The organism is Flaviramulus aquimarinus (assembly GCF_039543205.1).
GTDB lineage: Bacteria > Bacteroidota > Bacteroidia > Flavobacteriales > Flavobacteriaceae > Flaviramulus_B > Flaviramulus_B aquimarinus.
In genome coordinates, this window is the sequence record NZ_BAABJH010000007.1 from 292,124 (window position 1) to 306,641 (window position 14,518).

3 protein-coding genes are annotated in these 14,518 nt (G+C 37.1%); all 3 read left to right on the forward strand.

Translation table 11 applies throughout. The annotated features are described in order from the left end of the window. Positions 1-227: 227 nt before the first annotated feature. A complete protein-coding gene (locus ABD941_RS14585; RefSeq protein ID WP_345274873.1) occupies positions 228-8,183 on the forward strand; it encodes a LamG-like jellyroll fold domain-containing protein in 7,956 nt (2,651 codons plus the stop codon). A 326-nt stretch (positions 8,184-8,509) separates the two neighbouring features. After that, positions 8,510-11,080 carry a sulfatase-like hydrolase/transferase gene (locus tag ABD941_RS14590; protein ID WP_345274874.1) on the forward strand — a complete coding sequence of 857 codons (2,571 nt, stop codon included), beginning with the start codon at positions 8,510-8,512 and terminating at the stop codon, positions 11,078-11,080. Positions 11,081-11,332: 252 nt separating this feature from the next. Next, positions 11,333-14,518 (forward strand): LamG-like jellyroll fold domain-containing protein (locus ABD941_RS14595; RefSeq protein WP_345274875.1); only part of this gene is annotated, 3,186 nt, incomplete at its 3' end.

The window sequence follows — 14,518 nt, forward strand, 5'->3', positions numbered from 1 at the left end:
TAGGAACCCACACCTCTTATTTAGTATTGTTATATTTAATCGATAAGTCACAAACTGATTTTTTTTTGTTCATTAAAATATAAAGGGTTGAAAATCTATATTTTAAACCATGTATTATAATTTGTAATGTTAATAAAAACAATATAATGTTAAAAAATACATTTGGTCATTGGTACTTTTCTTTTTGAAAAACATTACTTTGGTGAACCAACCAATCCTTATATACAATGAAATCAACAAAGTATTCATGTTTATTGCTATTCACTTTATTTTTTAATCCTCTCTTTTCTCAAACAGACCCGAATATAATTTTAATTATTGCAGACGATATGGGCTGGTCGCAAGTTAGTACTGGGTTAACCAATCTTAATAATCCAAGTGATTTTTATGAAACACCCACAATAGAAACCTTAGCTAGCGAAGGCATTGCTTTTCCTTATGGCTATGTTAATGGTGCCAATTGTGCGCCAACTCGAGCAGCTTTATTAAGCGGGCAATATGCAGCAAGACCTACAAATAATGTTTTTAATGTTTATGATTTGAATAGGGGGAATACCAGTTCAAATTCAACATTAATTGGTCCAGATATGGGATTGGCATCAAATAATAATATTGATGAAATTCCATCTAGTGCCATAACTATTGCTGAAACCATGAAGACTGCTGGATATGTAACTGCACATTGGGGCAAGTATCATGTTGGAGAAAATGAAGCATCCAACACCTCAAACAATGCACCCACAGATCAAGGCTTCGATTATAATTATGGAGGCGGTACAGCAGGAGCACCTGGGAGTTATTTTGCTTCAAGTAACTCTCCTTATACATTTAGTAGTAGTATTGGTCCGGAATTAGATACTTATGCAGCGCCTTACACTCTTGCTGAGTCAATAGCACTCTCAGTAAACGGAGATAATGCTTTAGAAGGAACTCCAAAACATGTTACAGATGCTATGGCTGACGCTGCTATAGATTTTATGGAAACAGAAAAGAATAATGCCTTCTTTATGCATTTTAGTAATTATGCAATTCATGGTCCTTTTAATCAAGCTAATGCACGTCCTGATTTATATGCAAAATACGATGTTAAAACACCAAGTCAAATAGGTCATGACAGCAAAGGTCAAGCAGCTATCGCTGAGGGCATGGACCAAACCATTGGAAGATTAATTGATTATTTAAAAACAACTGAAGATCCTAGAAACCCAGGTAGTATGTTATCTGAAAACACTTTAGTGTACTTTATTTCAGATAATGGAGGTGCTATAAGTTCAGATGATGCAGGACCATTAAGAGGTATGAAAGGTGAATATTATGAAGGCGGAATAAGATCGGTAACTTTTGCTTGGTCTGAAGCCTCTTGGTTAGCAAATAAAGGTACTGTTAATACAACACCAATTCAGGCTTTTGATTTATATCCAACTTTTGTTGAAGCTGCTGGAGGGACTTTACCTAGTAATTATGATATAGATGGTGCTAGTCAATGGCAAATGCTAACCAACGGAACAAGTATGAGCAGAGAGGCTATATATTGGCATTTCCCTGGATATCTTATTGATTCTAAGCGTGATTCAAGACCTGTATCTGTAGTTAGAAAAGGGGATTATAAATTAAGATACAATTATGAAACACTATCATATGAATTATTTAATTTAATTAATGATATCAGTGAAGGTGCTAACCTATTGGCGGGGAGTCCAGATCAAGCTACATTAATAATAGGTAATGATATGAGTACACTATTAAGAAATCATTTAATAGATACCTCTGCACCATTACCAACTTATAGAAGTGATGGAACAACGGTTCCATTACCATATATTATAGATGTTAATGGAGGTGTACCAAATTCATCAGATGGTTGCCAGGCAGTTAATGGTTATCAAGCTTATTGGGATTTTGATATAGCAGAAGGCGCAGATGATGCTTCAGCTAATAGTAATAACCCAAACCCTATTAATGGAACGTTGTCTTATGATACAGTTGATTTTAAAGAAGGTGACCAATCAGTTGTTTTTAACGGTTCTGTAGACATTAATTATAGTTCAGTTACATTCATGTCGCCAGCACTGACCTCTAGATCAGTCACTGCATGGATAAAACCAACAAGTTTAACCGGAATACAAGAAATTTTTGATGAAGGCGGAAGTGATAAGGGAATTGCAATGAGGTTAAACGGATCAAATATAGAATCTATTGTAAGAAGTACAGTGTCTATTGCTGATAGTTTATCAGCAGCTTTTCCTAATGATGGCGATTGGCATCATGTAGCCTTAGTATATGATGGTACAAATACAACACATAAATTATTTGTTGATGGAGTAGAAGTTGCAGCAAGTGCATCGGCTCCTGTTTCGTTAGATTCTCACAATGAAACCGGAGGCGGAATAGGTGGTGTTATTGGTAGCTGGGACAGTTTTGTAAATGCTGCAGATAGCTATTTTATTGGTAAAATGGATGCCTATGCAGTGTATGACTCCGTATTAAGTGATACCGATGTGGCAACATCAGCATGTGTAAGTACTGGTGGTAACCCTACAGCTGGATGTCAAGCTACTACTGGTTTTGATGCCTATTTGGATTTTGATTCTGTAAGTAACGCTAATGATGCCTCAGGAAATAATCATGATCCTGTATCTGTTACTGGCTCTATGAGTTATGATAATATAGATTTCCAAGAAGGTGATCAATCGGCTATATTTAATGGTGCTACAAAAGTGCAATATAATGATGGTACGTTTCTTAATGAAGCGAAAACTAATAGAACTGTTTCGGTTTGGTTAAAGCCTGATGCTTTAAACGGTGGTATACAAAACATTTATGATGAAGGAAGTAATTGGAAAGGGATAACTTTAAGATTGAATGATAATAAAATTCAGGCAAGAGCAAATCAAAATACTGGATTGATAAGTGCATTTGTAGAAGCAGACTTTGATGCAACTATGGATGGAGAATGGCATCATGTTGTTTTAGTATTTGAAGGAGGAGTGCGTTTAACTCTTTATGTTGATGGAGTAGAAGAGGCAACAGATATCACAGACATTCCAACAAGCAAAGATATTGCCGGTAATGCTGGTGGAATTGGAGGTGTTTTTGGGACCGATACATTTGATTCAAATTCAAATTCAAATCATCACTATTATAATGGGAAAATGGATGCTTTTGCAATATATGATTACGCACTAACTTTAACAGATATTGAAGCTAATGCATGTTTAAATAATGTAGTTGCAGATGCTGGTCCAGATGTAACTATATGTGATGGAGATTCAATAATTTTGACAGCTTCCGGAGGAACGTCTTATCTATGGAGTACCGGAGCTACAACAGCCAGTATAACAGTGAGTCCATCAGCCACAACAACCTATACTGTAACAGCTTTTGATGGCGGTAATTCAGATGATGATGATGTCATAGTAACTGTTAATCCACTACCGACAGCAGATGCCGGAGTAGACATAACGATTTGCGATGGAGATTCTACAACCTTAACAGCCAGTGGAGGCGATACCTATTTATGGAGTACTGGTGCCACTACAGCGATTATTAACGTAAGTCCAACGTCCACAACAACATACACCGTTACAGTAACATCCAATGGTTGTAGCGCAGATGATGATGTGATTGTGACAGTTAACCCATCACCGCTAGCCAATGCGGGAGCTGATATAACGATTTGTGAAGGCGATACAACCATATTGACCGCTACAGGGGGCGACACCTATTTATGGAGCACAGGAGCAACCACGGCAAGTATTAATGTGTCACCAAGTTCAACAACCATTTATACGGTAACAGCCACATCAAATGTATGTAGTTCCAATGACGATGTCCAAGTAACAGTTAACCCGTTACCAATAGCGAACGCAGGTTCAGATGTATCCATATGTGAAGGTAGTACAACCACGTTAACAGCCTCAGGCGGCGATACCTATTTATGGAGTACGGGAGCTACCACGGCAAGTATTAATGTAAGTCCAAGTTCAACAACGACATACTCCGTTACCGTTACAACTAATGGTTGTAGTACTAACGATGATGTTGAAGTAGTAGTCAATCCGTTACCAATAGCTAATGCAGGTTCAGATGTAACGATTTGTGAAGGCGATACAACCACATTAACAGCCTCTGGTGGAGATACCTATTTGTGGATCACAGGAGCTACAACAGCAAGTATCAATGTAAGCCCGAGTTCAACAACGACCTATTCCGTAACCGTAACCACCAATGGTTGTAGCTCTAATGACGATATTGAGGTCACTGTAAATGCTGCACCAATAGCCAATGCAGGATTAGATGTAACGATTTGCGAAGGCGATTCAACAACATTGACAGCTACAGGAGGCGGAACTTATTTATGGAGCACAGGAGCCACAACAGCGAGTATCTCTGTAAGTCCGAGTTCAACAACCATTTATACGGTAACAGCCACATCAAATGGATGTAGCGCTAATGACGATGTTGAGGTTACAGTAAATTCAATTCCAATAGCCAATGCAGGATCAGATGTAGCGATTTGTGAAGGCGATACAACCACGTTAACAGCCTCAGGAGGCGATACTTATTTATGGAGTACAGGAGCCACAACAGCAAGTATAAATGTAAGTCCAAGTTCGACGACTACATATTCTGTAACTGCAACCACCAATGGATGTAGTTCCAATGATGATGTTGAGGTCACTGTAAATGCTGCACCAATAGCCAATGCAGGTTCAGATGTATCCATATGTGAAGGTGATTCAACAATACTGACAGCTACAGGCGGCGGAACCTATTTATGGAGTACAGGAGCAACAACTGCTAGTATCTCTGTAAGCCCAACCACAACAACCATTTATACGGTAACAGCCACATTAAATGGATGTAGTTCCAATGATGATATTACAGTAACAGTTAACCCGTTACCAATAGCGAACGCAGGTTCAGATGTATCCATATGTGAAGGTAGTACAACCACCTTAACAGCCTCAGGCGGCGATACCTATTTATGGAGTACGGGAGCTACCACGGCAAGTATTAATGTAAGTCCAAGTTCAACGACTACATATTCCGTAACCGTAACCACCAATGGCTGTAGTGCTAATGATGATGTTGAGGTTACGGTAAATTCAATTCCAACGGCAAATGCTGGGTCAGATGTAGCGATTTGTGAAGGCGACACAACCACATTGACAGCTACAGGCGGCGATACCTATTTATGGAGTACGGGAGCTACCATGGCAAGTATTAATGTAAGTCCAAGTTCAACAACAACCTATTCCGTAACCGTAACCACCAATGGCTGTAGTGCTAACGATGATGTTGAGGTCACAGTAAACCCTTTACCAATAGCCAATGCTGGGTCAGATGTAACGATTTGCGAAGGTGATTCAACCATATTGACAGCTACAGGAGGCGGAACTTATTTATGGAGCACAGGAGCCACAACAGCGAGTATCTCTGTAAGTCCGAGTTCAACAACCATTTATACGGTAACAGCCACATCAAATGGATGTAGTTCAAATGATGATGTTACTGTAACTGTTAATTCAGCACCAACAGCAAACGCAGGTTCAGATATATCCATATGTGAAGGCGATACAACTACATTAACAGCCTCAGGCGGAGACACCTATTTATGGAGCACAGGAGCCACAACAGCTAGCATAAATGTGTCACCAACTACAACGACAGTTTATACGGTAACAGTATCTTATAATGGATGCGGTATAAGCGCCAACGATGATGTCACTGTAACAGTAAACACCATTCCAACAGCAGATGCAGGTTCAGATGTAACTATATGTCAAGGAGACACAACCACATTAATAGCTTCAGGCGGTGGCACCTATTTATGGAGTACAGGAGCAACAACTGCTAGTATCAATGTAAGCCCGAGTTCAACAACCATTTATACGGTAACAGTCACATCAAATGGATGTAGTTCAAATGACGATATTATAGTAACAGTTAACCCGTTACCAATAGCGAACGCAGGTTTAGATGTATCCATATGTGAAGGTAGTACAACCACATTGACAGCTACAGGCGGCGATACCTATTTATGGAGTACGGGAGCTACCACGGCAAGTATTAATGTAAGTCCAAGTTCAACGACTACATATTCCGTAACCGTAACCACCAATGGCTGTAGTGCTAATGATGATATTGAGGTTACGGTAAATTCAATTCCAACGGCAAATGCTGGGTCAGATGTAGCGATTTGTGAAGGCGACACAACCACATTGACAGCTACAGGTGGCGATACCTATTTATGGAGTACGGGAGCTACCACGGCAAGTATTAATGTAAGTCCAAGTTCAACAACAACCTATTCCGTAACCGTAACCACCAATGGCTGTAGTGCTAACGATAATGTTGAGGTCACAGTAAACCCTTTACCAATAGCCAATGCAGGTTCAGATGTAACGATTTGCGAAGGTGATTCAACCATATTGACAGCTACAGGAGGCGGAACTTATTTATGGAGCACAGGAGCAACAACAGCGAGTATCTCTGTAAGTCCAAGTTCAACAAGTATTTATACGGTAACAGCCACATCAAATGGATGTAGTTCAAATGATGATGTTACAGTAACTGTTAATTCAGCACCAACAGCAAGCGCAGGTTCGGATGTCTCTATATGTGAAGGTGATACAACTACATTAACAGCCTCAGGCGGTGATACTTATTTATGGAGCACAGGGGCCACAACAGCAAGTATAAATGTAAGTCCAAGTTCAACATCAACTTATACAGTAACAGTAAGTAATAATGGTTGTGGTGTTAGTGATAATGATGCTGTAACAATAACAGTTAATGCATTACCAACAGCCAATGCAGGTTCAGATGTCTCTATATGTGAAGGCGATACAATCACATTAACAGCTTCAGGAGGCAATTTCTATTTATGGAGCACAGGAGCAACAACGGCGAGTATCAATGTAAGTCCAAGTTCAACAACCATTTATACGGTAACAGTAACTTCAAATGGATGTAGCACCAATGACGATGTTCAGGTAACAGTTAACCCATTACCAGTAGCCAATGCAGGACCAGATGTTACAATCACTGAAGGCGATTCAACAACTTTAACAGCTACAGGTGGTGGTGCTTATTTGTGGAACACAGGAGCTACAACAGCTAGTATTTCTGTAAGTCCAACATCTACAACAACATATTCAGTAACTGTCACTTCAAATGGATGTAATGATGTAGATGATGTTATTGTGACGGTTAATGATCCGGCTCCCACTGTTTGCGAAGCTCCAATTGGGTATGAGGCATATTGGACTTTTGATGTGAATAATGGTCCAAATGATAGTTCTGGAAATAGTCATAACCCAACATCAATTAATGGGACGTTGTCCTATGATACATCAGATTATAAACAAGGTGACCGGTCTGTTGTGTTTAACGGAACTGTTGACGTTCAGTATAGTACAAGTACTTTTTTAACACCTGCATTAACTGTTAGAAGTTTAGCTGTTTGGATTAAACCTATAACTTTAAATGGACTTCAGTCAATTATGGATGAAGGAGGGGGGTCAAAAGGAGTTGCTTTAAGGTTAAACGGAAGTAATTTAGAAGCCGTTGTAAGAAGTAGTGCATCAAGTTTTACACAATTAAGTACTCCATATCCTAATGATGCTGATTGGCATCATATAGCTTTAGTATATAATGGTGCAAATACAAGTTTTAAGTTATACCTTGATGGAGTGGAAGTAGCTGCAAGTAATAGTGCAGCAAGCTCTGTGGGTGTACATAATGGAACTGGAGGTATAGGAGGCGTTATAGGAGGAAGAGACTCATTTAGAGAAGCTTCAGATTGCCACTTTACTGGGAAGATGGATGGATATGCACTCTATAATGGAGTATTAACATTAACGCAAATACAAGAAGCAGCATGTTTAGGATTAGCTAGAGAACAAAGAAAACTAAGCATTACAGATAATAATCCAAGAATCAATTCAAGTAAACTTTATCCTAATCCATTTACAAATCAAATGAATATTACAATTGATGGCGTATATGAAAAAGTAGATATAACAGTACTTAATGTGTTAGGTCAATCACTATATTTTAAATCATTTAATAACCAAGATCATATTGAAATTTCCACAGGTAATTTTCAAAATGGACAATATTTAATACGAATGGATATAGATGGTAAAGTAAGCTATAAAAGAGCTATAAAAGAATAATATCATATTTATTTTTAAAGTAAAAAAAAAGAAGGGCATTTTTAGTAGTGCCCTTCTTTTTTATGTTTTAGTAAATACCTTAATTTTAAACTATTGATAGGAAATAGGTATTTCATCTCCAAAGACATTTTGTTGTATAAATATTTTTTTCAAAAAATAACAACTACTATTTTTCCCTTAAGACTAGCTTATTTCTAAATCAGAGTAGTTTTTAATGACAAATTGTAAATAATAGCTTACATAATAAATATTAATAATCGTTTAAGTGCTTTTTTATTCGTTTAAATACATTATATTTGCTTTAAATACAACTAGAACCCAATTCTATGAAACCTACAATTACGTTTTTAATACTGGTCGGCTTATTATTTAGTGGAAACTTATATTCTCAAACAGACCCTAATATTATATTAATAATCGCTGACGATATGGGCTGGAATCAAGTTAGTAGCAATGTAACGACTAATGTTGATGCCAATAATTATGGTAGTGACTTCTATGAAACACCAATAATAGATCAGCTAGCTTCAGAAGGTATTGCTTTTCCTTATGCCTATGTAAATGGTGCAAATTGCGCACCTACAAGAGCAGCGCTTTTAAGCGGACAATATGCAGCAAGACCACATAATAATGTATTTACAGTTTATGATTTAAATCGAGGAAACACCTCTGGGAATTCAAATTTAATTGGGCCAGATATGGGGTTAGCTTCAAATGGTAATATAGACGAAATTCCAGCCAGTGCAATTACTATTGCAGAAACCATGCAAACAGCAGGCTATACAACAGCACATTTTGGTAAATACCATGTAGGAGAGTTTGAAGCCGCCAATGTTTCAAATAATGCGCCTACCGATCAAGGCTTTGATTATAACTATGGAGGAGGAACAGATGGAGGACCAGGAAATTATTTTTCAAATGGTACAACATTTGGTAGTAAAATAGGTCCAGAGTTAGACCCATATGCAGCTGTTTATACCTTGGCAGAATCAATTGAATTATCTGTAAATGGAGATAATGCTTTAGAAGGAACCCCTAAACATGTAACTGATGCTATGGCAGAAGCCGCTATGGATTTTATGGGTAACAATTCAGCTTCACCATTCTTTATGCACTTTAGTAATTTTGCTATACATGGGCCATTTAACCCCAGTGATGCCAGACCGGATTTACGAGCTAAATATAATGACAAGGCTATTAGCAATCCAAGCACAATGGATCATGATAGCAAACCAGGTCAGGCTGCTTTAGCAGAAGGTATGGATCAGGCAATAGGTAGACTTATTGATTATTTAAAAACTACAGATGATCCAAGAAATCCAGGAAGCAAATTATCAGAGAACACATTAGTATACTTTATTGCCGATAACGGAGATGCAGTTAAAAGAACACCTCAATCCCCATTACGAGGCATGAAAGGTGAATATTATGAAGGCGGAATTAGGTCAGTTACATTTGCTTGGTCTGAAGCTTCATGGTTAGCAAATAAAGGAACTGTTAATATGACACCAATAGTTGCTTTTGATTTATATCCAACATTTGTGGAAGCAGCGGGAGGAACACTGCCAGGAGGCGGTTATGATATAGATGGAGAAAGTCAATGGCAAATGCTTACAAATGGATCGGCAATGACTAGAGAATCCCTATTTTGGCATCATCCAGGATATCTTATAGATTCCAAACGTGATTCTAGACCAGTAACTGTAGTAAGAAAAGGAGATTATAAATTAATGCACTTTTATGAAGATAGTAGTTACGAATTGTATCACTTAATAAATGATATTAGTGAAATCACAAACTTATTGCCAAGTACAGATCAAGCTATAATTGATATAGCAAATGACATGATAACCGATATGATTGATCACTTAACAGATACCTCTGCACCGTTACCAACCTACAGAAACGATGGTACAGAAGTGCCAATGCCAGGTTTTGTATCAGTATCATCTTCTGGTAATTCAGGAGATGGGTGTCAAGTAACTACTGGTTACGAGGCCTATTGGGATTTTGATAGCGTAAGTAGCGCGGACGATACTAGTGAAAATAACCATGATCCAATTACCGTAACAGGTAGTTTAGCTTATGATGGTTCAGATTTTCAAGAAGGCGATCAATCTGTTATATTCAATGGTTCCACAGAAATAGAATATGATGATGGCACATTTTTAAATGCATCCACAGATTCAAGAACGGTTATAGCTTGGATAAAACCTACAGCATTATCTGGTACTCAAGAAATATTTGAAGAAGGAGGAAGTGGAAATGGATTGGCTTTTCGATTGAATAATTCGACTTTAGAAGCTATAATAACTAACAATACAGACCCGGATGAAAGTGTGTCAGCAGTTTACCCAACAGATTTAGATTGGCACCATGTTGCTTTAGTATTTGATGGAACCAATACAACTTTAACGCTTTATATCGATGGCGTTTTAGCAAATTCAAATACAAGTGCACATAGTACCTTGAACGCTCATAACAGCCCTGGAGGTATAGGCGGTGTTCTAGGTGGAGGAGATGCTTTTGGAGCAGCTGCAGAAGATGGTTTTTTTACTGGAAAAATGGATGCTTATGCCGTATATAATGCTGTTTTAACAGAAACACAAGTTCAAAATTCAGCTTGTAGTAATACCTTAGCAGTAAATGATGAAAATCAAGATTTTGGTTTATTGTATCCTAACCCATTTGTAAATCATTTGAATGTTAATTTTAATGAAGTTAATAAAAATATTAAAGTTGAGATATTTAGTGTCTTAGGAAAATCAATATATAGTAATAAATATTCAGAAAGAAAGTTTATTAATCTACCTGTGCAAAACTTATCAAAAGGCATTTACATTATCAAAATTAAAACAGATACTAAAGATATCATTAAAAAAATATTAAAGAAATAATCTATCCTTAAAATCACGATACCCTATAAACTCCAAGAGAAACTATCTTGGAGTTTTTTACATCATAATTTCTTTAATACATATGTACATTCTTATAAATCTATAATCATGTACGCATTATTACTGTAGGTTAAATATAATATAGATGAAAATTGTTTAAATAATCGATGAAATACTTTTTTTATCGACAAAATGCACTATATTTGGCAAAACTTTAATTTATAAATTAGATTTCCCAAATCTCTCAATTCTATGAAACCTATAATTTCTCTCTTAGTATGGTTATGCCTTTTATTTAATAGCAACGTATTTTCTCAAACCGACCCTAATATCATTTTAATTATTGCAGATGATATGGGTTGGTCTCAAGTAAGTACAGGACTTACCAATTTGAATAATCCAAGTGATTTTTTTGAAACTCCAAACATAGAAACTTTAGCAAGTGAAGGAATTGCATTCCCCTATGGTTATGTAAATGGAGCAAATTGTGCGCCAACACGAGCGGCATTATTAAGTGGTCAGTACCCTGCTAGACCAACAAATAATATTTTTGCGGTTGATAATTTAAACAGAGGAGGAAACTCAACGTTGCTTGTGGGGCCAGATAATGGCTTGCCCAATGGTATTGACGAACTTCCTAATGATCCACTTACTAATGATGCTATTACCCTAGCAGAAACTATGAAATTGGCAGGATATTCCACAGTACATTTAGGAAAGTACCATGTTGGAGAAAATGAAGATACAGATGTGAGTGATAATGCAGCTACCGATCAAGGTTTTGACACTAACTTTGGAGGTGGAACTAAAGGGAATCCAGGGGATTATTTTGCCTCAAGTGGTATGCCTTATACTTTTGGGGGTTCTATAGGGCCAGAATTAGATGCTTATGCGGAAGTATACCTTAATGATGATTTAACCGATTCCGATTATTTGTTAGATGGAAACTCTTTAATAGGAACTCCGAAACATGTTACTGACGCTATGGTAGAGGCTGCAACAGATTGGATAGATACAAATAGTAATAATCCATTTTTTATGCACTTTAGTAATTATGCTGTTCATGGGCCATTTAACCCAAGTGATGCCCGTCCAGATTTAAGAGCAAAATACAATGATAAAGCCATAAATAACCCAGGTTTAATGGGGCATGATTTTAAACCAGGGCAAGCAGCTCTAGGTGAAGGTATGGATCAGGCTATAGGAAGATTAATTAATCACTTAAAAACAACTTCCGATCCAAGAAACCCTGGTAAAATGTTATCTGAAAACACATTAGTCTATTTTATTTCTGATAATGGAGGTGCTGTAAGAACAGAAGATAATGGTCCGTTACGAGGATATAAAGGAGATTTGTATGAAGGCGGAATTCGTTCCGTTACATTTGCTTGGTCAGAAGCACCATGGTTAGCTAATAAAGGGACTGTAAATACTACGCCAATAATAGCTTTTGATTTATACCCAACTTTTGTTGAAGCTGCAGGAGGTTCATTACCAGGGGGAGGTTACGAAATTGATGGTGAAAGTCAATGGCAAATGTTAATAAATGGAACAGCTATGACTAGAGATGCACTTTATTGGCATTTCCCTGGTTACATAAGAAGCCAAACACCTGTTACAGTCATTAGAAAAGGAGATTATAAACTAATTCATTTTTATGAAACGGCAGATTACGAAATGTATGATTTGATAAATGACATAAGTGAGACGACTAATCTATTAGATGGTAACCCAGATCAAGCTACAATCGATTTAGCAAATGATATGGTTACAGATATGCGAACGCACTTAATAGATACCTCTGCACCATTGCCAACGTACAGAAGTGGAGCAAATGCTGGAGACGAAGTTCCATTACCAGCATTAATATCCAATACACCTTCAAACTCTACAGATGGATGTCAAGCTGAAAGCGGATATAATGCGTATTGGGATTTTGACATAGCTAGCAATGCAGATGATGCTTCAGTAAATTTAAATAACCCAATAGCAACAACAGGAACATTGTCCTATGATGCCGTAGATTTTAAAGAAGGTGATCAATCCGTAGTATTTAACGGATCAACAAGAATTCAATATAATGATGGAACATTTTTAAATGCTTCAACAGCTTCAAGAAGTGTTTCTGTTTGGATTAAACCAACAAATTTAACTGGTACCCAAGAAATATTAGATGAAGGAGGAAATGGTAATGGTTTAGCTATACGATTAAATAATGCAACATTAGAAGCACAGATTACAAATAATACTGATCCAGATGAGAATGTTTCAGCAATCTTTCCAAATGATGGAGATTGGCATCATATTGCTTTAGTTTTTGATGGCGCCAATACAAGCTTAAAACTATATATAGATGGTGTAGAAGAAGATGTTAATTCAAGTGCTTTTAGTATTTTAGATACACATTCTAGCCCAGGAGGTATTGGAGGCGTAATGAGTAATGATGCATTTAATAGTGGAGAGACTGGGACTTACTTTACAGGTAAAATGGATGCATTTGCTGTATATGATTCCGTATTAACAGAATCTCAAGTTCAAAATTCAGCCTGTTATATCCCGCCTCCATCAAGTGGATGCGTTACTGTAGCAAAAAGTAGTTTTGAAGCTTTTTGGGATTTTGATAATGGTAATAATGCCGATGACGTTTCGGGTAACAATCACGATCCTCAAATAGCAATTTCTTCAGGTATAACTTTTGACTCAAACGATTTTAAAGATGGAGATCAATCAATTGCTTTTAACGGTACAGAAGCCATTCAATATGCTACAAACTCTGGAACACCTGATAACTTTTTAAATACTTCAACTAGTTCTAGAAGTATAGCAGTATGGATTAAACCAACCAATTTAACAGGGAATCAAAATATTTTTGATGAAGGAGGTAATAATAAAGGAATAGCAGTAAGGTTATCAGGAGGTAATTTAGAATCAGTAATTAGAGACACAAATTCCACTGCAAGTTTAATATCAGCTTCTTTTCCAAATGATGGAGCGTGGCATCATGTGGCTATGGTTTATGATGGTAGTACTACAAATCATACACTTTATATTGACGGATCACAAGTGGCTAATGATAATAGTGCAAATGTACCAGGAACGGTTCCAAGTAACTTAAGTTATGGTGGAATTGCTGGTAAATTAAGTGGAAAAGATAGTTTTCAAAATACTTTAGATGCATTCTTTACAGGAAAAATGGATGCCTTTGCATTATCTAATGGTGTATTATCAGGAGATCAAATCAATAGTTTAATCACATCTTGGTATTTAGGCGTTGATAATGATAATGATGGGTTTTTTAGTAATCAAACCATAACAAATCAATGTACTAACCCTGGAGGTTATTCAGCTACAGCCTTAACTATTGATGACTGTGACGATACAGACGATACCATCCACCCGAATACAGTATGGTACATCGGTGTTGACGCAGACAACGAT